Below are 25100 nucleotides of genomic sequence, written 5' to 3' on the forward strand. Positions count from 1 at the left end.
ATGAGTTTATTACGAATAGCTCATCTTTCCGATCCTCATTTCGGGACAACACGTCTAGATGTGGTAGATGGGTTACTTAACATTTTAAAGAAAATTCAACCAACCTTAATTCTTCTGACAGGTGATATCACTCAACGAGCACGGGCTAATCAATTTAAAGCCGCCAAAGATTTCGTTGATCAGCTTGGACCAGCGGCTGTAATTGCCGTGCCTGGCAATCACGATATATCTCTCGGAAATATTTATGCGCGCATTTTTCATCCCTACAAAGGATATAAAAACATCTTTAAACAAAAACTGGAACAACATATTGTTTTGGAGGACCTCTGTATCACATGCTTAAATTCAACCAGCCGTTGGCGGCACATACAAGGTGACTTTCAAAATTCCTACCTTGAAAAGCAGTTTCAGGAAAATTATTCTTACTGTAAAGTACGCATCGTCGCATTTCATCACCCTATGGACTGCGCTAAACATGTTGATGACAAAAATTTACTTAAGAGTCGTAATCATGCTATTGCTCTTTTTGAGCGCCATAAGGTAGATATGATTGTTTCCGGTCATATTCATGATCCCTATGTCAGCTTATCTGAGGATCGCTATCCTCATATTCAGCGGAAAATGATTCTTTCTGTGGCGGGTACTTGTCTTTCATCGCGAACTCGAGCTGGAGCTCCAAATTCTTTTAATTTGATTGAAATCAATACGGATCTGATTCCCAGCATTACGTTAACCCGTTTTGACATGGACTTATGGTTTCATTTTAGCCCCAAAGAAACCCACCGTTTTAGCCGCGATCCCAACTTAAGTTGGAATCGCGAGCCATCTTCTTGGGCGGGGAATCTGACCGAACACCCTAGGCAATGATTAAGGATAGGGTACAGTATTGCGGAGGAACCCATCTCGTGAAAAAGATGCCATCCAAATAGGGAAAACGCTGTTTAACCAACAAGACAAACGTGGCAGGCTGGTAGCGTGCTGGTGGGATGAAGTATGGTTAATAAAGTATCTTCAACCCTAAAACCGTAGGGAACTAGTTATTAAAAAATAATATTCTCCTTGACCAGCATGAATGCCAACAGGTAATGTTCACCTTTACTCGATTACAGCGTATCTTTCGAATTAATTATTTTGAGGAAGGAGTCGGAGCCTAACCATGAAAAAAATAACTTTACTCTTAGCAACCATAGGATTGGCAAGTTTGATGGGTTGTACCAAGACTGATAATTACACACCCGCGGCGACCGCCAGTGGTGAGGAGATATTCAGCATGAACTGTACTAAATGCCACAAACCCAATACGGATGGGAGTGTGTTGGTGCTGGACCCTGCCATGGCAAATAAAGACGCCATCATCAAAAAAGTACAAACAGGCAGTATGGGCATGACTGCCTTCCCTAACATCCAGGGTGAGCCAGCAGATCGTTTGGCTGAATACGTTCTCACCAACAGCAGAACCAAGTAAACTCATTGTTTAGCCTGACTATTCCACTAGCTCCATCTGATGAAATAGTCAGGTTAAGCCCAGTGCTCCAGGCACAACCATCACCACAAAGGCTTTTCGAAATCTCCCACTTTGCAGTGGTCCGGAGAGATGCTCTTCTGCGAAAGAAGCTATAGCTTAACCAGTTAAGAATGAGCAAAATATATAAGATTTGAAAAGCATCTCAACGGTTTGGTCTGAGCCCATTTATGTTCGATCACAAAACCGGACTCAGGGCTGGCAAGATAGGCAACCATCAGCGCGATTTCATCGGCTTGGCATAATAGCACGGCAGGGTCATTACTTTTTCAGCATCTCGGCAAATTGACCTGTTCGGGTTCATTTCAGTATCCACCGACCCGGCTGAATATTGTTTATGGTGATGCGGCACGGGCCCAGATTGCACGCCAGGTAATAGCAAATAATCTTCTCAGGAGATAGTTATAGCCAAACAATAAAATTCGGTACCTGGATTACCTTCCCTGTCAGGTAAAACGCCTACAAAATCGCCACGGCCTTCTTTCATGACGGGCACATTGTACTCCATGGTATAAATTGACCATTCTGGCCCTGCATTGAACCAGCGCCAGCCGGAATTACCAACCTCATTGGTTGAGTAGGCTACAGCAAAGCTCGATTGATCTCTACTGGCAGCACGGGCAATGACACTGACAGTGATACGATGACCGCTGGCAGCAGTTTCGATTTGATGAGGAAGGCGGATACTGTAACCACCCGTTGCCCCACTGGATACAGCTTTAGGGTTACCATTTGCAAGAGTAATATAGCCAGCTTCGCCATTCTTGCCGACATGACTTAAATAGACCATATCTTCCTGAATGGTTGATGCCTCACAACTTTCAAAAACGTAAAGAAAAGCGGTATCTTGAGCATTACCTATTATGCGCAGTTGTTCTGACAGACTGGCCGGTATTGCTGGTACTTTCGTTACTTCAGGAGAAGTAAATTTAGGAGGAGTAGCTATAGGAGAAATAGCTTTGGGGAACGTAGCTGCCGAGGATTTTTTCAGTGCACACACAGACTGACCAAATGCTTGTAACCCTTCAATTACTCTACCATCATCAAGACTAACTGGCTGAGGTAATAAGATAAATGGCTTATTTCCTGCAGTAATTGACTCGATTGACAAACCTAACCGATCTGCCCAGCATTCGATGGCATCGCGGCCAATAAATGTATTCAAATGAACATTAGATTTACCAGAAAGAATATTAGAGTAAGTAGCTTCGAAAACATCCCAATTTTGGGAATATTCCAAGAATGAAAAAATTATCATGCCATCATCTTTGATAACCCTTTGAGCTTCAATTAAATAACAGTAGATTTCTTCGGGAAGTAAATGCGTAAATACTGAGAAGAAAACACAAAAGTCTGCACATTTACTGGGGTAAGGAATAGAGATATTCTCAACATTCTGAAATTGCCAATTAAAAGGGCAATCTTTTTTTGCGTAATCGAGCAACTCATCAACAATATCGGTTCCTAAATATGTTCCATTTTTTAAATAAGGAATCATAGCTTTTGCCAAACGCCCCGAACCACAGCCGATATCAATAAGTGTATGATTTGGCAACAGACCAAAGTGAATGAGCAATTGTCTTTCGATTTGACCCCATGCAACAAAGTTTCCCCCGATAGCACGTGACATAGCCTCATCCAGTGGATACTGCTCCATTAAATTTCTTACTAAGTTTCGATAATCTTCAATAAAATGAAATTTCTGGCTAACAACATTTTGTGTATATGAAGCAGCACTTCGTTTCTCGTAGTAACCATGTTTCTTAAAATGATCATAACCGGAGCTGAATATGCCTAGTTGTATAGCTTTAACAACATCAGGATTGTTGCAAAGATAAGTAGTCTCATCCCATTCTTCTGGGATAGTGTTTGTAGAAATTAAAAGTTTAGTCATTTAGAAATTCTCAATGGTTAGCTTCAAGCTTAAATTCCTGGAACTACTCCGAGTCTTCCAGAGAATCTATAATTTGAGTCAAACTGCAATGTCTGGCTCTTCTTTCAAACGATAACATGCCCTTTCCAAATCTACCAATGGAATGTTGCCGATGTGCTTTAGCAATCGTCAATGTGAAACTGAAGTGGTACCCAAAAACTGTACAGGTTGTTAAGCTCTGGCAGAATTAAAAAGGAGCTTAATGACAATGAGTAAAAAGCGCATACAATATACTGGCGCTGGCGGCGATACGTGGTGATAAAACGTCTCCCCCAATTAGCAGCGCGTTATAAGGTACATCCCACGCAGATCAATACCTGGAAACGGCAACTCATTGAGCAAGCTGCCGAGCTATTTTCTAAAAATAATACTGCCGCTAATAAGGAGCAACCTACAACAGATGACCTGCACCGGGTTATTGGGCAATTGACGGTAGAACGCGATTTTTTAGTGAGAAAGCTCAATCATTAAGTCTTACAAAACGCAAAGAGATGATTGCACCCCATGGGAGTCTTAGTCAGGTTCGTCAATACCAATAATTGAAATGGCAAGGGGTGCTACTATGACAACATTTTTGTTGAACAACTTTGGCGAACAGTTAAGTATGAGCTTTTATATACCCCAAAATTTAATAATCTGAAGGAGATAAAGCAGAATTTATCCACATAGTTGAAATGGTACAATCAAGAACGATTTCATCAAAGCCTTGACAGTCTTACACCTGATGAAATCTACTATAATGATTCAAGAATTGATCGGGTTGCCTGAGTCCGATTTATACATGTCAGAACTTAACTTTCTTTTAGGTTGTCCAGTTATAGGAAATCACATCAGCGCTGATATTGACTGCAAACAGGCTGACGGTGAGCAATCGCTTTCCGATCAGGGCGCGCCGATCGCGTTGACACACCTTGCGCATGCCAGTCATGCGTGCCATGACATCTCTGGCCAGCAGGTGCATAACCGTGCGTGCGCGGCGCATCATGTGCAAAGCCATTTTCATCAACTTCGCCTATGCGTCATATTTGGTCAGGAAATATAAGTCATCCCATCTCTAAATCAAAATTGACTTTGTCGGCTTCACCTTGCCGTATTATTTATACTGTCTGCGGCTCGCCTTCGTGTCATTTTTGATTTGGAAATGGAATCAGATATCAATCCTTATTCAGATTTTTCTTCTGAAGTAGGAGCATCTCGTGTTTCAACCTGATCTGTTTCAGCTTGGCTGGTCGCAGGCGGGGAATGCTTTGTACGGTAAGCCATCTTACTAATCACCACAAAAAAGAGCGGTACAAAAAAGATGGCAAGAAAGGTAGCGGCCAGCATGCCGCCGAACACGCCCGTTCCGATGGAATGCCGGCTCGCAGCACCCGCGCCAGAGGCAATCACCAGTGGAAACACACCCAGGATAAAAGCCATGGAGGTCATGATAATAGGCCGGAATCGAAGACGTGCCGCTTCAAGCGCAGCTTCGACTAAAGGTTCACCTGCTGCATAGCGTTGATTGGCAAACTCGACGATTAGAATCGCATTCTTGGCGGCAAGCCCAATCAGGGTGATGAGTCCGATCTGGAAATAGATATCGTTACTTAGGTCACGCGTCCAGATAGCCAGCAGGGCTCCCAGGACACCAAAGGGGATCGCCAGAATAACTGCAAACGGAATGGACCAGCTTTCATATAAGGCCGCCAGCACCAGGAAAACCATGAGCAAGGCGAATAAAAATACCAGCACGGCTTGCCCGCCGACCTTACGCTCCTGGAAGGAGATGCCGCTCCAATCGAGTGTGTAGCCTTTCGGCTCCAGGATTTCATGGGCTACTTGCTCCAATGCTTCCAGTGCTTGTCCTGAGCTATAGCCGGGTGCAGCGCTTCCGAGTACGAGGGCTGAATTGAAGCCGTTGAAATGAGTCACCGGGTCTGGCCCGCTGCTGAACTCAGTGGTCACCACCGAATCGAGCGGAATCATTGACTGCGTATCATCACTGCGAGCGCGCACATAGATTTTGCTGATATCATCCGGGCTGGAGCGATATTCAGGTAGGGCTTCGGTTTGTACCCGGTAAATACGGCCAAATTTTACAAAGTCGTTGATATACAGATTGCCGAAATAAGCCTGCATGGTATCGAATACTTCAGAGATAGGCACACCCAATGCTTTAGCCCGCTCCCGGTCTACCTGGGCATAGAGCCGGGGCGAGCTGACCCGGAAATTGGTACCAGCCACCGCGATCGCGGGATGTGCCATGGCCTGCGTGACAAATTCCTGAGCAGTGGCTGCAAATTCGGCAAAATCACCTCCGCTGGGGTCCTGCAATTGAACCGTGAAACCGCCAGTGGTGCCTAATCCGCTGATCGAAGGCGCATTAAATGCCAGGATTAAGGCTTCAGGGATTTTGGCAAACTCCTCAAAAGCCCCTGCAATCAGACCAGGCACCTGCTCCTCGGCATTTGGGCGCGTATCCCAATGATGCAACGGGATGAACATCGTGGCCTGATTCGTTCCGCGTGTACTGAACACAAAATTCTGACCAGCCAGCGTATCGGTTGAGTGAACGGCAGCAATCGACTGGAAATATCCCTCTACCTTATTCAAAACCTCAGTGGTGCGTGCCAGTGAAGCCCCATCGGGCAACTGGATAACCGTAATAAAATAACCCTGATCTTCTTCCGGCAGGAAACTCTCCGGGGTGATCTTAAACAAACCCAGAATAACGAATAGCAAGACCAGAAAGAGGGTCATGGACATCACCGACCGCTTGATGATAGCCCCGACAGTGCCTGTATAGCGTACCTGCACCCAATCAAACAGCCGGTTGAATAGCTTCCAGAATCCCCCGGGCGCACCATGACTGGGTTTAAGAACCAGCGCACATAAGGCAGGGCTGAGCGTCAGTGCCACGAAGCCGGAAATGGTCACCGAAAGCGCAATGGTAATGGCGAACTGCTTATACAATTCACCGGTAATACCTCCCAGAAATCCCACCGGTACAAATACGGCAATCAGTACCAGCACAATCGCAATCACAGGCCCGGTCACCTCCTTCATGGCTTTTTTTGCCGCTTCGCGCGGTGCCAATCCGCCTTGGGTCATATGGCGCTCGACATTCTCTACCACTACAATGGCATCATCCACTACAATACCGATCGCCAGTACCATACCAAAAAGGGTTAACGTATTGATTGAGAACCCCAGAGCCGCCATCCCGGCCAGTGTGCCAATGAGCGAGATCGGAACCGCGACAGTTGGAATGATGGTCGCTCGCCAGCTTTGCAGAAAAATAAAAACAACCAGAATCACCAGCAATGTGGCTTCAACCAGGGTTTTTACCACCTCTTTGATGGAAACATCGATAAATGTGGTTGTGTCATACGGAATATCGTACGACACCCCTGCCGGAAAGCTTTTGGCCAGCCGATCCATTTCCTGACGTATCCGTTTTACGGTATCGAGTGCATTAGCTCCGGGAGAAAGAAAGGTTAAAAGAAAGGTATTGGGTTTGCTATTCCATCTTCCCTCAAGATCATAGGATTGGGCTCCCAGTTCTACACGCGCGACATCGCTCAACCGCACCATGGAGCCATCCGGATAGGCACGCACAATCATGTCCTCGAATTCCTTGACCTCGCTCATGCGACCACGTGTAATGACCGGAATAGTTAGCTCGGTTGCTTGAGGTAAGGGTTCACGGCCTATTCTGCCAGCCGGAAAATCACGATTCTGATCGCGCACGACAGCTGCAATTTCAGTTGGAGTCAGATTGAGCTGCGCCATACGGATAGGGTCGAGAATAATTCTCATGGAATAGTTCTGCCCGCCGAAGATAGTGGCATCTCCCACACCCGGAAGCCGCTTGATGTTATCGATAATCCGCAGCAATGCATAGTTTGAGAGAAAAACATTGTCATGCTTGGGATCAGTCGAGCTCAACGCAATGACCGCTAACAAATCAGGTGAAGTCTTTTTGACGGTGATCCCCTGGCGGATGACTTCAGCAGGAAGCTGGGGTTCGGCAAGACGTTGCCGGTTCTGCGTCTGTACCTGGGCAATATCGATATCCGTGCCAATCTCGAAGGTGAGTTTCAACGTCATATGCCCATCATTCGTGCTGGTGGATTCGTAATAAAGCAGATTATCGATGCCGGGTAGCTGCACTTCAATGGGTCGTGCTACCGCTTCTGCCACCACCTCTGCGCTGGCACCAGGATAATCCGCATCGATCTGCACCATGGGAGGGGTAATTTGAGGAAACTGCGCAATCGGCAGCGACTGTAAAGCAACCAACCCGACTACCACAATGATGATAGAGAGGACCGAGGCAAAGATGGGCCGGTCAATAAAAAAATGTGAACTCATGGCATTTTATACGTGACGTGATCTGCAGAAGGAGTTGAAGCAGAAATACTCTCGTTCTGCATCTCAACAGCATTTACTCGCGTTCCTGGCAGGACACGATGAAACCCGCCTACCACCACACGTTCGCCGACATGCAGACCGGAGTCAATCAGCCATTCATCGCCATGCCAAGTGCTAGCCTGGACCGGCCGCAGCTCTGCTTTCTCTTCTTCGTCAATCACATAAACAAATGAGCCGGTTGTTCCCTGCTGCACAGCACGCTGCGGGATGAGAATAGCATTCGTTCGAATATAACCCTTGAGGCGAATCTTGACAAACTGGCCAGGAAAAAAATAAGAGCGTCCCGGCGCTTCTTTCCCTTCCGGATTGGGAAATTTGAATCGACCTTGCAACGTACCTGTCTCAGGCCGTAAAGCGATGTCGGCAAAATCGAGCACTCCTTCTTCCGGATACACACTTCCATCAGAAAAAATCATTATGCCCCTTAATTGAAAAATATCAGGCCTCTGAATTTTTTGATCGGCTAGTTCGCGACGGCGGCGCAGCAGATAACTTTCGGGAACACTTACATTCACATACATGGGATCCAGCTGGTCGATGGTTGCCAGTAAGGTCGTCTGGGCCGAGATCAACCGCCCTTCGTAGAATTTGCTTCGACCGATGCGACCACTCACAGGCGCTGTAATCAGGGTATTGTCCAGATCGAATTTCGCTTTGATTAGATCATTCTGCGCAGCTTCCAGGGCAGCCCTGGCTGCCAGCACCTCGGCCTCGGCATCATCAACATCCTTTTTGCTGACAGCCTGTTTTTTTAGCAGCGGCTTCACACGCTCCAAATCATTCCTGGCCTGAGTCACCCGAGCCTGGGCCTCGGCTACTTTCGCTTTGCTGCTAAGGTAAATGGCTTTAAATGGCACGGGATCAATCAGGTAGAGTCGGTCCCCTTCTTTAACATCTCGACCTTCCGTAAAAAACACCTTTTTAATAATGCCGCTGACCTGCGATCGAATCTCCACGGGACGGAAGGCTTCAGTTTGCCCGATGAATTCCGGTTGATCCTCAATCGTTCGTGCCGTCACTGTCATGACTTCCACCTGCGGAACAGGCGGTAATAAATCGGTGGATGGTTGCTCGTCACAGCCGGCAAGCAGAAGCAGGCATAAGCTGACACTCATGCCTGTTACGACATGTCCAGTACGAGCAATCAATACAGTTAACCTTTGGATCATTTGGCACATAGACTCAGACTCCACTCTCTTAGTTCTTAATTATTCTTATTTAAAGTAAGGGTCTTCAAAAAATCAGCTTCCGCGAACACTCAACCTCAATGCTTAAACAGCCTTCTCTCATCACGGCAACCATCCTCCACCCAACGCTTTGTAAAGTTGAACCACTGACACCAGGTGAAGCCGGTGGCTTGCCATGAGCGCGAATTCGGCATCGAACAGCGTGCGCTTGGCCAGAAGCACATCAACATAGCTGGTAATACCTCCTTGGTAACGAAGATCAGCGGTACTTAAAGCTGAGCGAAGCGCCTCGACCTGCTCTTGTTGTGCCTTACGCTGTTCGTTGGCGGTGCGAATCGCTACGAGGGCATCTTCTACCTCTTTGAACGCGACCAGAATGGTCTGCTCGTATTGTGCCAAGGCCTGTTTTGCCTGCGCTTCTGCAGCGCGTTGCTGAAAACCCAGGCTTTGTGCATTCAGTAGCGGGCCTGCCAGCCCAATTCCACCTACGCCAAACTTACTATCCGAAAGCAATAAATTGGACAAGGACGGGCTGGCCACACCGAGGAAACCTGTTAATGAAATTTTGGGAAATCGTTCCGCTTTGGCTACTCCAATCCTGGCAGTGGCCGCTGCTAAAGTTTGTTCTGCCTGAAGAATATCAGGGCGTCGTTGCAATAACTCGGAAGGCAGGCCGGCCGGTATTTCAGGCGGTATCAGCTGCTCTGTAAGAGAACGTCCACGTACAATCGATATCGGATTTCTTCCCAGCAACACACTGAGTTCATTTTCTTTCTGAATCATTAACCGATCAAGCTCTGCCACCCGGGCAGCGGCATTAGCCCGCTCCGCCTCAAACTGATCCAGATCGAGACGGGAAACGACCCCTTGTTGCAACTGTGCCCGGGAAATGTTAACTGACTCTTCCCACGAAGACAATGCCCGCCTGGCAATATCCAATTGCATATCAAATTGCAAAAGGTCAAAGTAGGCTTGCGCCACCGCGCCGACTAATGTTAGCACGATAGCACGCCGGTTTTCCTCACGCGCAAGGAGATCAGCACGAGCAGCCTCATTGGAGCGACGGATCCTGCCCCAGATATCCACTTCCCAATTCAGGGTGGTCTGGCCAAAATAATTAAAAGCTGACGGAAATCCGGGCGGAGCGAATCCACCGAGCTTGCCAGCCACTGGGGCATTGGCTGACACGTCCATTTTCGGTAGAAAATCCATGCGGGCAATATTTAGACGGGCCTGAAGCTCCTCAACACTGGCCACAGCTTGTTTCAGGTCTTTATTTTCCAGCAAAGCCTGATTGATCAGGTGGCGGAGTTCTTCATCCTGCAGAAGCTCCCACCAGGAAAGATTGGCAATAGACTGCCCCTCCGTCTCCGTCATACGAAAATTATCAGCCATGTCGATACGAGGCCGTGCATAATCAGGGCCCATGGCACAGGATGCGAGCAACAGAATCGGCAGCAACCACACCATACGAAACCAGCTATTCTGGCAGTCATAGTATTTCATTCCTGATAGACAGGGTGTCAGGAATCCTTGGCTGAATCTAATCAATCTAACCAAGGCCATGCTGATGGTATCCACCCGTTTAAAATTCATCATCGCAGCAGTTACTATCTTCTAAAACAAGCATGCTTTGAATCCAGCAGCAGGCCAGGCGGTAGGGGTTCAGGGCTATCTTTATGGCACAACAGTATCTCTACCTGGGCGCCCAGTGTAATATGGTAGAAATCGAGAGCCTCTTCACAACCTCCACCGAAAAACAGATAAGGTTCGATAAATGTGTCTGGCATGGTACTTCCTTGAAAAAAAATGACGGCTGAGGCCTGATCGCGATTTGCCTTGTCCCTGGATCACCACACGCTCCACCCCGTCCAACCACGGTTTCTTCAGGATGAAGGCTCTGCTCATGATAACCCATTGTATTTGAAAGTAATTGGTTGATCTAGCTTTCAACATGACAGATTGTACTTGATCTAGCAATATAAGAACAGGAGATGCACCTTTTGCACCGGTTGGGGCTATACCCGCAGATACGCATTTTTATCCCCTAGCCAGCGCTGGAGATGACGCTGGGCTGCTTCGGGGTAGTCACGCAGCAAGGTTTCAGCCACGGTCCTGGCTGCTTCCAATAAATCCATATCCTGCTGCAGATCAGCGAAGCGCAGCATCGGAATGCCACTCTGGCGGGTGCCCAGAAATTCTCCCGGGCCCCGCAGTTTGAGATCCTGACGTGCAATTTCAAACCCATCGCTATGCTCGAAGATGATACGCAGCCGTTCGCGCGCAATTTGGGACAATGGTTTCTGATATAGCAATACACATATTCCCGCTTCACTGCCACGACCAATACGACCACGCAGCTGGTGAAGCTGTGATAACCCCATGCGCTCTGCATGCTCGATCACCATCAAACATGCATTCGGCACATCCACACCGACCTCTATCACGGTCGTCGCAACCAGTAACTGAACCTCTCCCTGGCTGAATGCGCTCATGATGGCAGATTTATCCTGTGCATTCAACCGGCCGTGTACCAGGTTGATTTTTAAATCAGGAAAAGTCTGGCTTAAAAACTCATAGGTTTCGACGGCTGTTTTAAGTTGCAATGCCTCGGATTCTTCAATCAATGGGCAGACCCAATAAGCCTGCTTACCTGCCTGACAGGCTTCCCGCACACGCGCAATCACTTCACTGCGTCGGCTTTCATCGATCAGCTTGGTAACGACCGGTGACCTGCCTGGCGGCAGTTGATCAATGACCGATACATCCAGATCAGCGTAATAGCTCATCGAAAGCGTACGCGGGATAGGGGTTGCGCTCATCATCAATTGGTGCGGCAGCCAGTTGGGTTCACTCCCTTTCTCTCGCAAGGCCAAGCGTTGATGGACACCGAATCGGTGTTGCTCATCAACAATGACCAACCCCAATCGAAAAAACCGGACCTGCTCCTGAAACAAGGCATGCGTGCCCACCACCAGCATGGCGTGACCCGCAGCGATTTGGTTCAGCTCAAGATCACGCTGTTTCTTTTTCTGGCTGCCGGATAACCAGGCCACGGTGACACCGAGCGGGGCAAACCAGCTCAAAAATTTTTGATAATGCTGTTCCGCAAGAATCTCGGTTGGCGCCATGACGGCAACCTGGTAGTCATTTTCGATGGCTTGTAACGCTGCCAGTGCAGCCACAATTGTTTTGCCACTGCCCACATCACCTTGCAACAGGCGCTGCATGGGGCTGGTCGTAGAGAGATCGCTCTTGATTTCAGCCAGCACTTTTTTCTGGGCAACCGTTAGCTCAAAAGCAAGCGTTGCAAGCAACACGTGGGTTAAATGGTTCCTCTCCTGTAAAGCAGGCGCTCGGTAACTTCGCCGCTGACGATAATGCATGCGCATGGATAATTGCTGCGCCAATAACTCATCAAACTTGATTCGACGCCAGGCCGGATGAGTGCGAGATTGCAGTAAATCGATGGTGATATCAGGGGGAGGCTGATGCAAAAGAGCAATACTTTCTCTAAATCCTAACAACTGATAGTGCTGCAATATGGCTTCCGGCAGTGTTTCTGCCATGTACTCTCTGCTATGGCCCCTACTTAGCGCTTGCTGAATCAGTTTGGCAAGAGCGGTTTGAGTAACACCCGCTGTGATGGGATAAACAGGAGTCAAGGTGTCAGCAAGCGGTGATTCTTCATGCACGATGCGACACTTGGGATGAACCATTTCTGCACCAAAGAAGCCGGTACGTGCTTCGCCTAATACCCTTACCCGGGCGCCTATCGAATAGGCTTTCACCTGGCTGGGATAAAAGTGAAGAAAGCGGATAAAAAGGATGCCGCTGGCATCCTTTACCTGACACACCAGCTGCCGCCTTGAACGCGTGATGACCTCACAATGGATAATAACCCCCTCTACCTGTACCTGGCCAGTTTTACCGTCCGGAATATCCCTGATGGGATAAAGCCTTGTCTCATCTTCATAGCGAAGAGGCAGATGCAGAATCAGCTCTAATTCACTGCGAATACCTAACCTGACAAGCTTTTGCTGCAGCTGTGGATTGAGAGAAGAAAAGTGATCGTTTTTCAGTGCGTTCAAGTGAGTTGCTTGTTTACCTTTCGTGGTGATTTTCCTGTCTGAATGACTGAGCTATCGCCTGATTATTTAGACATTACCATTACCGCATCCATTTCCACCAGTGCGCCCCGTGGCAACGAGGCTACACCAATCGCTGCTCGCGCAGGATAGGGCTGGCTGAAATGATGGGACATGATTTCATTGACCTTGGCAAAATGGGCGAGATCCGTTAAATAAACATTTAATTTGACAATATCACCCAGACTGCCGCCGCTTGCTGTGGCCACAGCTTTCATATTGAGGATGACGCGCACGATTTGTGATTCGATTCCTTCGACCATTTGCATGGTCGCTGGATCCAGCCCAATTTGACCAGAAAGATAGACCGTTTCTCCTCCACTCACTCGTACCGCCTGTGAATAAGTACCAATCGCTTGCGGGGCATCAGCCGTCTGGATAATTTGTTTATTCATTCTATCTCCTCGATTATTAAAATAATATAATTTCAGTTAATGACGCTCGTTCAAAGTTTGTGAGAAAGTTTATGAGAAAATCGGTTGTATGTTCTGCTGTGATTCTGCTCTCATAGCTGTGTTCTTATAGCTGTGTTTTGTTCGCCTTATTCCTGGCCACCTGCTACGATTTTCTTTCACAAGCGCTAAGCGCTGGGTCAATTTTCAATAAATCCTTATTTATTACCGTTATTCTGATTACTTAAACACATCCATGCAAAAACTTGTGATTCATGGTGGCAACCCACTTTGTGGTGAAATAAGCATTTCCGGTGCAAAAAATGCCGCATTACCTGCGCTGTGTGCCTCATTGCTGACAAATGACACACTCAAACTCAGAAATATCCCTGATCTCAAAGATGTCACGACCATGATGAACTTGTTGAAACAAATGGGCGTCACTATCTTAACAAACGATCCATCAGAAATGGAGTTATCTGCGGCCCATCTTACCAATCCAACCGCACCGTATGAAATGGTCAAAACCATGCGTGCCGCCATACTGGTACTTGGTCCATTACTGGCTCATAAGGGGGAGGCCATCATTTCCCTGCCCGGTGGCTGTGCCATCGGCCTGCGCCCTGTCGACCAGCATATTAAAGGTCTCCAGGCCATGGGTGCAGAAATCAAGATTGAACATGGTTATATTCATGCCAAAGCTACCAAATTAGTTGGGACACGGATTGTGATGGATATCGTTACTGTGACCGGCACCGAAAATCTCATGATGGCAGCTTGCCTGGCTTCTGGCTTAACGATACTGGAAAATGCGGCACGTGAACCCGAGATTATTGATCTAGCGCAGTGCCTGATTAAAATGGGAGCAAACATTGAGGGTGCCGGAACAGATGTCATTACTATTCAAGGGGTCGAAGCATTGCATGGTTGCATGCATGATGTCATGCCTGATCGCATTGAAACCGGCACTTTCCTAACCGCCGTTACTGCCAGTAGCGGCGAAATCCACCTGAAAGGCGCACGAGCAGATATGCTGGATGCGGTCATCGATAAATTGCAGGAGGCAGGGGCCATCATTAATTCAGAGGAAAACTGGATTCATCTCACGATGAACAAACCACCCAAATCAGTCAGTTTGCGAACGGCACCCTACCCTGCTTTCCCAACCGATATGCAAGCCCAGTTCATGACACTCAACAGTGTAGCTAATGGCACGGCTATCATTACTGAGACTATTTTTGAAAACCGTTTCATGCATGTTCAAGAATTGAGGCGCATGAATGCCGAGATTACGGTAGAAGGTAACACTGCCATTGTGCATGGCATACCTAAGCTTGATGGAGCGAATGTTATGGCCACTGATCTACGCGCATCAGCCAGCCTGGTGATAGCAGGACTGGTTGCGCAGGGTGAAACAGTGATTGATCGAATTTATCATCTTGATCGTGGCTATGAGCGCATTGAACAAAAATTAGTACACTTGGGTGCCAGGATTGCACGCATAAATTAAAAAACCCCAGTAATGAGTTACTGGGGTTAGAGTATACGGCTCTGAAATAAAATTAGCTGCCAGTTAGCGCAGCTTGCTTGTAGCTAACGACCACGGTAGCCAAGCGGGAATTCAGCCCCATCACTGGTACAACCAGCAATTTCTTACCATTCACATCCGACAGCATGGTAATTTTACGTTTTTGCAGCACTTCAGCAGGATAGAGATCTTTCCCTTCTGCTTCTTCCAGTTTTTTATCTGTTGAAACAAGCAGTTTGCCATCATCACCGATCAACACAACGCGTTCCGTATCTTTCATTTTAACCAGCTCATTCAGATATTGACTGACCTGATCAAGATTATTGCGGATCAATTCGCCTCGTACTGCCCATGATAAAACCTGACCAAAACGTTCTTCTTCTTTGTTATATTGACTGTCAGCATATTCACGTGCTCTTCTCATCATTATGGAACGCTCTGTTTCAAGATCCTGGGTTATTTGTACACGTTCTCTGTCCACGCGGGATTCAGCTTGACTGACCGCAATATATTTCCATGCAATAACCAGCAATAATATCCCCAGAAAAACCAGAAGCGACCAGGCGGGTAATTGCATGTGCTGAATTTTGGCAATTGGGGCAAATTTTTCGCTCAATATGTTCATGAGGGAGGCGGGTTTGGCCCACTCGAGTTTGCTTTTTCCGCTTTGATCACCTTCATTTTGTTTGTACTGATCTGTCATGAAATAGCTCCTTGTTGATGTGACAGGAAAGAAAAGTTCCAATTATCCACTATTCCGGATTGAAGGAAAAGAAAAGTTCATAATATTTTGTATGGATGGGTAAAGGATGTTGTAATTCCATTTTTAAATCAAAACTAACTTTGTCGGCTTCGCCTTGCCGTATTATTTATACTGTCTGCGGCTCGCCTTCGCGTTATTTTTGATTTAAAAATGGAATTCATGAAATGAGTTTATTTTTGAATTGATAATCCACCATACTTCAAGCCATTTCAGAGCACTTGTCAGAAGTAAACTATTGCTCCTTACAGGATGTGGAAAACCCTATTCGAGGCAGACAGGTCAAAACAGCGGAAAAAGCGGGGTTTACTTCTGATAAATAAGCATATGAAGCTGTTCTTATACCGCAGCGGCAAGGTAGATAGTTTTTCAACAGCCTGTTAATCTTGAGCATAAAACTTTACCAACTCAATAAACCAATTAAATCCAATTAAACCAATTCTAAATGGAGAAGAAAGCCGCAGTGGAAATGAATGCCAAAACCTGGTCAGGACGGTTCAATGAACCTGTTACTCAATTAGTGCAGCGATATACTGCCTCAATAAATTTCGATAAACGATTAGCTGAATACGATATACAAGGCTCCCTGGCTCATGCTCAAATGCTTTCATCAGTCGGTATCATTAACTCAATTGATCTGGTTGCTATCGAGCAGGGACTCAGCCAGATTCTTGAAGAAATTCGGAATAACCGCTTTGAATGGCAAATCGAATTAGAAGATGTCCACCTTAATATCGAAAAACGCCTGACCGCACTGATTGGGGATGCAGGGAAAAGATTACATACTGCCCGCTCCCGCAATGATCAGGTAGCCACTGATATCCGGCTTTATTTACGGGCCTCGATTGATGAGATTACCCAACTAATCCAATCCCTGCAACGGGCGCTCCTGGATTTGGCTGAACAACATATTGAGACCGTGATGCCTGGTTTTACTCATCTCCAGGTGGCTCAACCTGTCTCATTTGGCCATCATCTAATGGCCTATTATGAAATGCTTGGCAGAGATATCGCAAGACTTCTAGACTGTCGCAAGCGTGTCAATAAATTGCCTCTGGGGGCAGCAGCGCTAGCTGGAACCAGCTATCCCATCGACCGTGAGATGGTCGCACAATTGCTTGGTTTTGAGGGCATTTGCCTAAACTCACTCGATGCCGTATCAGATCGTGATTTCGCAATAGAATTTTGTGCCTGTGCAGCATTGCTCATGACTCATCTTTCACGCTTTTCTGAAGAACTGATCATCTGGATGAGTCCTGCCTTCAATTTTATTCAACTGGCAGATCGTTTCTGCACAGGCTCATCCATCATGCCGCAAAAGAAAAACCCTGATGTACCTGAACTGGTTCGGGGAAAAACGGGGCGTATTAATGGTCATCTGGTGGCATTGCTGACATTGATGAAATCTCAGCCACTTGCCTATAATAAAGATAATCAGGAAGACAAAGAGCCACTATTTGATACGGTCGATACCCTGGTCGCTACACTGCGTATTTATACGGACATGCTCTCTGGCATAACCATAAATCAGGACGTCATGCGTCAGGCCGCCATGCGCGGTTACGCCACCGCAACCGATCTGGCAGACTATCTGGTCAAGAAAGGTCTCCCCTTCCGTGATGCCCATGAAATCGTGGCTCAAGCAGTTCGTTTTGCTGAAAATAAAAGCTGTGATTTAAGCGAACTGTCGCTGTCTGAATTAAAACAGTTTTCATCGATCATCGAACAAGATATTTTCTCCTTTTTAACGCTCGAAGGCTCCATGAACAGCCGCAATCATCCGGGCGGAACAGCGCCAGCGCAGGTACGTGCAGCAATTGTGCAAGCGAGAAAAGAGTTATCCAATCATTGAATCATGATGCGATCAACCCATAATTTATCTTCTCAATCTCCCTGGCCAGAGATTGCCGAGCAGATTGAGAGCACTTTAGATACTCATTTTGTTATAGAAAAGATCCATGCTATTGGCGGCGGATGTATCAATGAGACTTATCATCTTCAAGGCAGGGAGCAGCACTATTTTGTCAAACTGAACAAAGCAAGCACGCTACCGATGTTTGAAGCAGAAGCAGCAGGTCTTAAAGAAATACATAATTCTCACACTTTGCGCGTTCCTGAGCCCAAGTGCTGGGGTAGTAATGAGGTCCATGCCTGGTTGGTGCTAGAATACCTGGAGTTAAAACACTTACCTAATCCACACGCAGAAGCATTAGGCGTGGGTCTCGCCAATATGCATCGCACTTTCTCTGATCAGTTCGGCTGGTTTCGTAATAATACCATTGGCTCTACTTTACAGAAAAACGACCGTTCTTCTGAATGGATCCCATTCTGGCGTCAACACCGGTTAGGATATCAACTCCAGCTTGCTCAGATAAATGGCTATAAAGGCAGGCTACAAACTCAGGGTGAGCGGCTTATGGCCGATCTCGATGTATTCTTTACGGGAACGCGCATCAATGCTTGCTTGTTGCATGGTGATCTATGGAGTGGCAACTACTCGTTTGATGCGGCAGGACGACCGGTATTATTCGACCCCGCCGTATATTATGGAGATCGTGAAACTGATCTTGCCATGACTGAGCTTTTTGGAGGGTTCCCGGCCCAGTTCTATGCGAGCTATCAAGATGCTTATCCACTTGAAGCGGGCTATCATACGCGCAAAACACTTTATAATCTCTACCATGTTTTAAATCATCTGAATCTGTTTGGAAGTGGTTACCTGCGCCAGGCAGAGCAGATGATGGATAAATTGCTTGCTGAGATAAAATAAAGGGTCGGTACGAAGCATCACTATTTTTGTACTTGATTGTAAAGGCATGAGAGACACAATAGAATAAGGGTACCTCTAAAAATTCAAATTTCGTCACAATATTCATTGTTCACAAAAAAAGTTTCCTTACCTATCCGTGATAGGCTGCGTTAACCTTTTTTGTTGCTTGCTTAGAACTCTGAATTTTTAGAAGCGCTCATAAGATCAAAATCAGATTAAACGCTATAATAATTAATCAATTACACTCTTTGTTATTTAACGAATCAAATAAGGACTGCTATGGCACAAAGCTCAACAAATATTTATAAGCGTCTGGAAAGCCTCGAAAAACATCTTGCGGAAGAACATCCTGATAACCCGGTCTTGGCTAAGGCAGTTCACAGTTTTCGCAAATTAGATCGTGTCGCCCAGGATATCGGTTTACTCGATCGCAACGAGTCTTATGCAACCCATGTCACCTGGTGGCCGATGATTGCGGTACTGGGAACATTCTCAGCCGGCAAATCCACTTTTATCAATTCTTATCTGGACATGCATTTGCAACGCACGGGTAATCAAGCTGTCGACGATAAATTTACGGTGATTTGTTATAGTAGCGATAATGAAGTCAAGACGTTACCGGGGATAGCATTAGATGCTGATCCACGTTTCCCCTTTTATCAAATCAGTCGAAGTATTGAAGAGATTTCAGAAGCCGGACCTCAGCGTATTGATGCTTACATTCAGTTAAAAACGTGTCCTTCTGAAAAGATCCGCGGCAAAATTCTGATTGACTCTCCTGGGTTTGATGCCGATAGCCAACGTAACTCTACGTTACGTCTAACGCAACATATCATCGATTTATCCGATCTGGTGCTCGTATTCTTTGATGCACGCCATCCCGAGCCAGGCGCCATGAAGGATACATTGGCATATCTGGTATCAGGCACCATTAACCGGGCTGACTCCAATAAATTCCTTTATATCCTTAACCAAATGGATGTCACTGCCAAAGAAGACAATCCTGAAGAAGTCGTTTCTGCCTGGCAGCGTTCGCTGGCACAAGCCGGTTTATTCGCTGGCAAGTTTTACCGAATTTATAATCCTGAAGCCGCTGCACCGATTGAAGATCCCCTCATCCGGGAGCGTTATGAGACTAAACGCGAAGAAGATATGGCGGAGATCAATACGCGCATGCAGCAAATTGAAGTAGAGCGCTCCTACCGTATAGCCGGTATGCTTGAGCAGACAGCTGAAACCATCAGCAACCAGATTATTCATAAACTTACCAGCATGCTCCAAAAGTGGAAAAAACGAGTCATTTTGTTTGACAGTATCGTATTCGGTACCTTGTTAATTCTAAGTGGGGTCGCTTTCTGGTTAACCGATAGCTGGAATCTATTGAAAACATTTGCTGAAAATATTATGGCCTATGACACTTCCTCACTGATTGGTCTTGGCGTAATAGTTGTGGTTATGGCTTATATTCATTTCACCATTCGCCGTAAGGTTGCAGACAATATGGCAGAAAAACTCCCAGGAAAATTTGGTCATGATCATACCGCCTGCAAGCAATACACTCAGGCATTCCTCAAGAGTACAGCGGGTTTTCGCCCCATGTGTTTTCAAAAACCTGCTGGTTGGAATGGCTCAAATCAAAATATTCTTGCTGAAGTGAGAAGCGAAGCCAATGACTATATCCAGTCATTGAACGATCAATTTACCAACCCTTCTGGTCGTAAAGTTGAAGTTGCAGTGGCAGCTGAAGAAAAACCTGCAACAGAAAGCGTCACTACGCCTGAAACCAGGGTCGAATAAGCAGGGCAAGTGCTCAAAACAGAGTCGCTTGCTTGATGGAAAAAAAACTAACCCTGTCTTTTAAAAGAATGGTTGCTCATCACCCCCAGCCTCGCTGGGGGTTGATTGAGTAAATTGCAGAGAGAGCAAACCCTATCACCCAATAGGACGCAAAAGGACGCAATAGCGCAATATGACAAGGAGAAACCGGCCAAGCCTTTTGATTTTATAATCGAACTATTTGTATTCCGATTTTTTCGTTTTAGTTTCAATAATCTCAGCATCTTCGATGTCAATCGATCTTTCTTTCTCCTCAAATTTTCCAGATTTTTGCAGTTTGCGCCGCAGCCACCAGAACCTTACGCCTATAGCTCCAGCCGCTATCACGATTAAAGCAAAAAAGATTGAAAAAAAGACCATCCCTAGCAACATGGCACCAATAAATAAAGGAATCAGCGCCAAGAAAAATAGCCAGCGTTGCCAAGGTGAACCAGGGGTAGATCGATTCGTCGATGACTCTGACTGCTTATCATCAATTATCCTATGGATAAATATTTTTCTGTGATTATCATTCATTGTGTTAACTCCTCTATTTCTGCCACCGTTTTAGGCACATCGATAGTCAGTACTTCATGACCAACGGCTGTCACTGCTACATCATCTTCGATACGCACCCCGATATTCCAGAAATGCTGCGGAACATTATCCGCCGGACGAATGTAACATCCTGGTTCCACCGTCAAAGTCATTCCCGGTGATAAACAGCGCCATTGACCATTCTGTTTATATTCACCCGCATCATGCACATCCAGCCCCAACCAATGCCCGGTGCGATGCATGTAAAAGCGCTTATAATCTTCTGATTGAATCACACTGTCCACACTCCCCTGGCATAGCCCCAGATCGATAAATCCCTGGGCAAGCACTTGTAAAGCAGCCTGATGAGGCATATCCCAGGTATTCCCGGGTTGGACTACCGCAATGGCTGCCATTTGAGCAGAAAGCACGAGCTGATAAATATCTTTTTGTACCGGTGTAAATTTGCTATCTACCGGGAAGGTACGAGTGATATCGGCTGCATAACCATTAAATTCACAACCTGCATCAATAAGCAGCAAATCACCTGACTGTAATTGTGCTTTATTTTCGATATAATGCAACACACAGGCATTAGCGCCCCCTGCCACGATAGGCGAGTACGCCGGCGCTTGCGAGCCCAGGCGACGGAACTCATGCAATAATTCGGCTTCGATCTCATATTCATACATACCAGGTTGTGTCTTCTGCATCGCTCGACAATGCGCTCCTGCAGAAATTTTTGCCGCATGGCGCATGAGCGACAGCTCTTCCTCACTTTTAAACAAGCGCATTTCATCCAGAATATGACAAATATCACGTACTTCGTGAGGTGCTGATACGCCTCCGCGTACCTTTTCTCTTACCTGTTTAATCCAGCTAATGAGGCGTGTATCCCATGTCGCGTCTTGCCCTAGCATGGCATAGATAGTTGGCTGATTCTCAAGTAATTTGGGTAACCATTCATCCAATTTGGTGATGGGATAAGCTGCATCAAAACCAAATGCTTCACGCGCAGCATCGGGCCCATAGCGGAATCCATCCCAAATCTCACGTTCCTCATTTTTTTCCCGGCAGAACAGTATTTGTTCTGCCTTTGCCTGACTATTCTCGCATATAACCACTAAGACAGCCTCAGGCTCATAGAAACCAGTTAAATAATAAAAATAGCTATCGAAACGATAGGGATAAAAAGCATCACGATTTCTGAGTCTTAAAGGAGAAGTTGCAATAATAGCAACCCCCTGCTGCATCTGTGACAATAAGCGTAAGCGCCGCTCGCGAAAAGTTTTGATTTGATCCATAGTGGCTTGAGTTTTACAAGAGTTTTCAGGGAACGCAAGGACTAATGCGCCTGCTCCCAATTATTGCCCACACCTAGTTCGACTTGAAGGGGCACATTAAGTTTGCAGACATTTTCCATTAAATCCGGCAAGACATGTTTTACTCTATCGACTTCTTCACAGGGTACTTCCAGGACTAATTCATCATGAACCTGCATGATGAGCATACTGTGCATCTTTTCCTTTATCAGCCATTCATGTACGGCAATCATGGCAAGCTTAATGATATCTGCTGCAGTTCCTTGCATGGGCGCATTGATAGCGGCACGTTCCGCTGCCTGTTTGCGATTGTGATTGGAGCTGTTGATTTCCGGCAACCATAATTGACGACCAAATACCGTCTCAACATAGCCTTTCTCTTTGGCCTGCAGTCGAGTCCTCTGCATATAGTCAGCGACCCCGGGATAGCGTGCGAAATAGCGATCGATATAAAGGCGCGCGGCACTACGCTCAATCCCTAATTGGGTTGCGAGACCATAATCAGACATCCCATAGATGAGTCCAAAATTGATTACTTTAGCATAGCGACGCTGTTCCTGATTAACCTGATCCACCGGTACACCAAATACTTCTGCTGCAGTGGCGCAGTGAATATCCTCATTAGCAGCAAATGCCTTAAGCAATCCCTTATCCTGAGAAATATGGGCCATGATGCGCAATTCAATCTGAGAATAATCTGCCGAAATAATACGACTGCCAGGCGGTGCTATGAATGCTTCCCGGATGCGCCGGCCTTCCTGCCTGCGCACCGGTATATTCTGTAAATTTGGCTCATTGCTGGCTAACCTGCCGGTTACGGCAACGGCCTGCGCATAAGTGGTATGTACCCGATGAGTAGTGTTATCCACCATGAGGGGTAATTTATCCGTATAAGTTGATTTAAGTTTAGCCAAGCCACGATACTCGAGCAGAATCTTAGGTAGTGGATAATCGAGCGCGAGCTGCTGCAAAACATCTTCGTCGGTCGAGGGTGAGCCTTTGGGCGTCTTCTTGATAACCGGTAATTTAAGCTGGTTAAATAAAACTTCCTGGATTTGTTTGGTTGAATTCAAATTGAATACTTGTCCGGCACTGAAACAAGCCTGCTGTTCCAGTGCCAATAATTGCTTTTCCAGCTCACGGCTTTGTGCCCGGAGCAGATCCACATCCAGCAGCACGCCATTACGCTCGATCTGAAATAACACATTGAGTAACGGCATCTCGATATGGCGATAAATATAGTCGAGCTGTGCTTGACACGCTATCTTCGGATATAAGCACTGGTGCAATTGCAGCGTAATATCAGCGTCTTCTGCTGCATAGCGCGTTGCCTCATCAAGCATAACCTGGTCAAAACCAATCCGGCTGACTCCTTTCCCCGTTACTTCATCATAGGTTATCGTTTTTACACCCAGGTGACGCCATGCCATGCTATCCATATTGTGCGGATAATGAGACTCCAGCACATACGATTGCAATAAGGTATCATGCGTTATTCCCTTCAGGCTGATGCCATAATTCGCAAAAATATGCTGATCATATTTGAGATTTTGCCCAACTTTCAATTTTGCTGGATTCTCCAGCCAGGATCTCATTTTGTTCAACACAACATCGAGCTGTAATTGTTGTGGTGCACCAGGAAAACAGTGCGTCAGCGGCACATACGCGGCTTGACCCGGCTCCATACATAACGAAATCCCAACCAGTTGCGCCTGCAGTGGGTTCAAACTAGTCGTTTCAGTATCGAGCGAAACCAATGGTGCCGCATCGCACTGCACCAGCCATTTGTTCAACTGATCTTCGGTAAGAACCGTTTCATAACTAACTGATGTGGTTTCACTGGAGATGGATACCGCACCGCCTGGATTTAGCAGTGCAGCCGTTAATGGATCGGACAGAGCTGAGCTGGATAGCTCATTCTGCTGCAACTCGCGTGACCAGGTTTTAAAATCCAGACATTCAAACAGTGCGACCAGTTTTTGAGTATTTTGTGGTTTAACCACCAGATCTTGCCAATCGATTGAAAGATCCACATCACACTTAATCGTCAGCAATGCGCGTGATATCTCTAACCAAGGGATGGCTTTGCGCAGATTCTCTCCGATGACGCCGCCAATTCCATTGGCATGTGCGAGGATATTATCCAGGCTGCCGTACTGCGTCAGCCACTTCACTGCCGTTTTAGGCCCTACTTTTTCTACCCCTGGAATATTATCGGTGCTATCCCCTACCAACGCCAAGTAATCGAGTATCTGCGCAGGCATGACGCCAAATTTATTCAGCACCCCCGCCTCATCCAGAGTCTCATTACTCATAGTATTAACGAGTCTGATCCCAGAATTTACCAATTGCGCGATGTCTTTATCACCGGTTGAAATAATGCATTGTATCCCGGCTTGCTCCGCTTTTTTAGCAAGCGTCCCAATCACATCATCTGCTTCAACGCCTTCAATGATCAGTAAAGGCCAGCCCATTGCCTGGATACATTCGAGCAATGGCGTAATTTGTGCCGACAAATCTGCCGGCATAGAAGGACGATGCGCTTTGTATTGCGGATAAATCTCATCACGGAAAGTTTTGCCTTTTGCATCAAACACGCACGCGCTATAATCTGTCTGGTAATCCTTGTGCAAGCGACGTAACATATTAAGTACACCGTAAATTGCGCCAGTTGGCTCATTTTGTCGATTGCGTAAATCGGGTAATGCATAAAAAGCACGATATAAATAAGATGAACCATCAACTAGCAAAAGTGCTTTCATCTAAAAAA

Annotated in this window: 19 protein-coding genes; 7 read left to right on the forward strand and 12 right to left on the reverse strand. The window is 46.5% G+C overall.

Translation table 11 applies throughout. The features are described from left to right. Both AAW31_RS03340 and AAW31_RS03345 read left to right on the forward strand, forming a co-directional pair. Entirely contained in the window at nucleotides 1–867 is an 867-nt protein-coding gene (locus AAW31_RS03340; RefSeq protein ID WP_052752050.1) for a metallophosphoesterase family protein, read from the forward strand. Between the two features lie 289 nt (nucleotides 868–1156). Then, the gene (locus AAW31_RS03345) at nucleotides 1157–1465 is read left to right on the forward strand and encodes a c-type cytochrome (RefSeq protein WP_046849155.1); all 309 of its coding nucleotides are present in this window, start codon (nucleotides 1157–1159) and stop codon (nucleotides 1463–1465) included. A gap of 448 nt (nucleotides 1466–1913) precedes the next feature. Here the strand turns inward: AAW31_RS03345 and AAW31_RS18695 are convergent, their stop codons facing one another. Next, complete coding sequence (locus AAW31_RS18695) at nucleotides 1914–3416, reverse strand: class I SAM-dependent methyltransferase (RefSeq protein WP_052752051.1); 1503 nt, start codon at nucleotides 3414–3416, stop codon at nucleotides 1914–1916. A gap of 291 nt (nucleotides 3417–3707) precedes the next feature. On the opposite strand from AAW31_RS18695, the gene AAW31_RS03355 reads away from it, so the two are divergent. Beyond that, nucleotides 3708–3926, forward strand: coding sequence for a hypothetical protein (locus AAW31_RS03355; protein WP_082110328.1), 219 nt, complete (start codon nucleotides 3708–3710; stop codon nucleotides 3924–3926). A 331-nt stretch (nucleotides 3927–4257) separates the two neighbouring features. Here AAW31_RS03355 and AAW31_RS03360 read toward each other — a convergent pair whose 3' ends face one another. From AAW31_RS03360 to AAW31_RS03390, 7 genes are all read right to left on the reverse strand, one after another. Continuing rightward, nucleotides 4258–4458 carry a hypothetical protein gene (locus AAW31_RS03360; RefSeq protein ID WP_046849157.1) on the reverse strand — a complete coding sequence of 67 codons (201 nt, stop codon included), beginning with the start codon at nucleotides 4456–4458 and terminating at the stop codon, nucleotides 4258–4260. A 158-nt stretch (nucleotides 4459–4616) separates the two neighbouring features. Then, nucleotides 4617–7811, reverse strand: coding sequence for a multidrug efflux RND transporter permease subunit (locus AAW31_RS03365; RefSeq protein WP_046849158.1), 3195 nt, complete (start codon nucleotides 7809–7811; stop codon nucleotides 4617–4619). Continuing rightward, a complete protein-coding gene (locus AAW31_RS03370) occupies nucleotides 7808–9049 on the reverse strand; it encodes an efflux RND transporter periplasmic adaptor subunit (protein ID WP_309567454.1) in 1242 nt (413 codons plus the stop codon). The genes AAW31_RS03365 and AAW31_RS03370 overlap by 4 nt, the downstream gene beginning before the upstream one ends. A gap of 111 nt (nucleotides 9050–9160) precedes the next feature. Beyond that, entirely contained in the window at nucleotides 9161–10657 is a 1497-nt protein-coding gene (locus tag AAW31_RS03375) for an efflux transporter outer membrane subunit (RefSeq protein ID WP_235264482.1), read from the reverse strand. A gap of 11 nt (nucleotides 10658–10668) precedes the next feature. Next, nucleotides 10669–10848 (reverse strand): hypothetical protein, encoded by a 180-nt coding sequence (locus tag AAW31_RS03380; protein WP_046849159.1) that lies wholly within the window; start codon nucleotides 10846–10848, stop codon nucleotides 10669–10671. Nucleotides 10849–11076: 228 nt separating this feature from the next. Further along, complete coding sequence (gene recG / locus AAW31_RS03385) at nucleotides 11077–13140, reverse strand: ATP-dependent DNA helicase RecG (protein WP_046851475.1); 2064 nt, start codon at nucleotides 13138–13140, stop codon at nucleotides 11077–11079. A gap of 71 nt (nucleotides 13141–13211) precedes the next feature. Beyond that, a complete protein-coding gene (locus tag AAW31_RS03390) occupies nucleotides 13212–13601 on the reverse strand; it encodes a RidA family protein (protein ID WP_046849160.1) in 390 nt (129 codons plus the stop codon). 253 nt (nucleotides 13602–13854) lie between these two features. Between AAW31_RS03390 and murA the strand changes: the two genes are divergently transcribed. Further along, nucleotides 13855–15108 (forward strand): UDP-N-acetylglucosamine 1-carboxyvinyltransferase, encoded by a 1254-nt coding sequence (gene murA, locus AAW31_RS03395; RefSeq protein ID WP_046849161.1) that lies wholly within the window; start codon nucleotides 13855–13857, stop codon nucleotides 15106–15108. Nucleotides 15109–15160: 52 nt separating this feature from the next. On the opposite strand, the gene AAW31_RS03400 is transcribed toward murA, so the two are convergent. Beyond that, on the reverse strand, nucleotides 15161–15829 hold the full coding sequence (locus tag AAW31_RS03400; protein WP_046849162.1) for a hypothetical protein: 669 nt from the start codon (nucleotides 15827–15829) through the stop codon (nucleotides 15161–15163). A gap of 502 nt (nucleotides 15830–16331) precedes the next feature. Between AAW31_RS03400 and argH the strand changes: the two genes are divergently transcribed. The 3 genes from argH (at nucleotide 16332) to AAW31_RS03415 (ending at nucleotide 20453) form a co-directional block, all read left to right on the forward strand. Next, nucleotides 16332–17738 (forward strand): argininosuccinate lyase, encoded by a 1407-nt coding sequence (argH, locus tag AAW31_RS03405; protein ID WP_046849163.1) that lies wholly within the window; start codon nucleotides 16332–16334, stop codon nucleotides 17736–17738. Between the two features lie 3 nt (nucleotides 17739–17741). Continuing rightward, the gene (locus tag AAW31_RS03410) at nucleotides 17742–18656 is read left to right on the forward strand and encodes a fructosamine kinase family protein (RefSeq protein ID WP_235264483.1); all 915 of its coding nucleotides are present in this window, start codon (nucleotides 17742–17744) and stop codon (nucleotides 18654–18656) included. Nucleotides 18657–18935: 279 nt separating this feature from the next. Further along, on the forward strand, nucleotides 18936–20453 hold the full coding sequence (locus tag AAW31_RS03415; protein WP_046849165.1) for a dynamin family protein: 1518 nt from the start codon (nucleotides 18936–18938) through the stop codon (nucleotides 20451–20453). Between the two features lie 216 nt (nucleotides 20454–20669). Here the strand turns inward: AAW31_RS03415 and AAW31_RS03420 are convergent, their stop codons facing one another. From AAW31_RS03420 to polA, 3 genes are read right to left on the reverse strand one after another with little or no spacing between them, the layout of a single operon-like run. Then, entirely contained in the window at nucleotides 20670–21008 is a 339-nt protein-coding gene (locus AAW31_RS03420) for a SoxR reducing system RseC family protein (RefSeq protein ID WP_046849166.1), read from the reverse strand. Further along, nucleotides 21005–22312: an aminopeptidase P N-terminal domain-containing protein gene (locus AAW31_RS03425; RefSeq protein ID WP_046849167.1), complete on the reverse strand. Its 1308-nt coding sequence runs from the start codon at nucleotides 22310–22312 to the stop codon at nucleotides 21005–21007. Before AAW31_RS03425 ends, AAW31_RS03420 begins: the two co-directional genes overlap by 4 nt. 41 nt (nucleotides 22313–22353) lie before the next feature. Further along, on the reverse strand, nucleotides 22354–25092 hold the full coding sequence (gene polA, locus AAW31_RS03430; RefSeq protein WP_046849168.1) for a DNA polymerase I: 2739 nt from the start codon (nucleotides 25090–25092) through the stop codon (nucleotides 22354–22356). Nucleotides 25093–25100 lie beyond the last annotated feature (8 nt).

The organism is Nitrosomonas communis (assembly GCF_001007935.1).
Classification (GTDB): Bacteria; Pseudomonadota; Gammaproteobacteria; order Burkholderiales; family Nitrosomonadaceae; genus Nitrosomonas; species Nitrosomonas communis.

What these genes read in the sequence shown, in the direction of transcription:
- AAW31_RS03340 (WP_052752050.1), top strand. Translation starts at nt 1, where the DNA reads ATGAGTTTATTACGAATAGCTCATCTTTCCGATCCTCATTTCGGGACA.
- AAW31_RS03345 (WP_046849155.1), top strand. Translation starts at nt 1,157, where the DNA reads ATGAAAAAAATAACTTTACTCTTAGCAACCATAGGATTGGCAAGTTTG.
- AAW31_RS18695 (WP_052752051.1), bottom strand. Translation starts at nt 3,416, where the DNA reads ATGACTAAACTTTTAATTTCTACAAACACTATCCCAGAAGAATGGGAT.
- AAW31_RS03360 (WP_046849157.1), bottom strand. Translation starts at nt 4,458, where the DNA reads ATGAAAATGGCTTTGCACATGATGCGCCGCGCACGCACGGTTATGCAC.
- AAW31_RS03365 (WP_046849158.1), bottom strand. Translation starts at nt 7,811, where the DNA reads ATGAGTTCACATTTTTTTATTGACCGGCCCATCTTTGCCTCGGTCCTC.
- AAW31_RS03370 (WP_309567454.1), bottom strand. Translation starts at nt 9,049, where the DNA reads ATGTGCCAAATGATCCAAAGGTTAACTGTATTGATTGCTCGTACTGGA.
- AAW31_RS03375 (WP_235264482.1), bottom strand. Translation starts at nt 10,657, where the DNA reads ATGATGAATTTTAAACGGGTGGATACCATCAGCATGGCCTTGGTTAGA.
- AAW31_RS03380 (WP_046849159.1), bottom strand. Translation starts at nt 10,848, where the DNA reads ATGCCAGACACATTTATCGAACCTTATCTGTTTTTCGGTGGAGGTTGT.
- AAW31_RS03390 (WP_046849160.1), bottom strand. Translation starts at nt 13,601, where the DNA reads ATGAATAAACAAATTATCCAGACGGCTGATGCCCCGCAAGCGATTGGT.
- murA (WP_046849161.1), top strand. Translation starts at nt 13,855, where the DNA reads ATGCAAAAACTTGTGATTCATGGTGGCAACCCACTTTGTGGTGAAATA.
- AAW31_RS03400 (WP_046849162.1), bottom strand. Translation starts at nt 15,829, where the DNA reads ATGACAGATCAGTACAAACAAAATGAAGGTGATCAAAGCGGAAAAAGC.
- argH (WP_046849163.1), top strand. Translation starts at nt 16,332, where the DNA reads ATGGAGAAGAAAGCCGCAGTGGAAATGAATGCCAAAACCTGGTCAGGA.
- AAW31_RS03410 (WP_235264483.1), top strand. Translation starts at nt 17,742, where the DNA reads ATGATGCGATCAACCCATAATTTATCTTCTCAATCTCCCTGGCCAGAG.
- AAW31_RS03415 (WP_046849165.1), top strand. Translation starts at nt 18,936, where the DNA reads ATGGCACAAAGCTCAACAAATATTTATAAGCGTCTGGAAAGCCTCGAA.
- AAW31_RS03420 (WP_046849166.1), bottom strand. Translation starts at nt 21,008, where the DNA reads ATGAATGATAATCACAGAAAAATATTTATCCATAGGATAATTGATGAT.
- AAW31_RS03425 (WP_046849167.1), bottom strand. Translation starts at nt 22,312, where the DNA reads ATGGATCAAATCAAAACTTTTCGCGAGCGGCGCTTACGCTTATTGTCA.
- polA (WP_046849168.1), bottom strand. Translation starts at nt 25,092, where the DNA reads ATGAAAGCACTTTTGCTAGTTGATGGTTCATCTTATTTATATCGTGCT.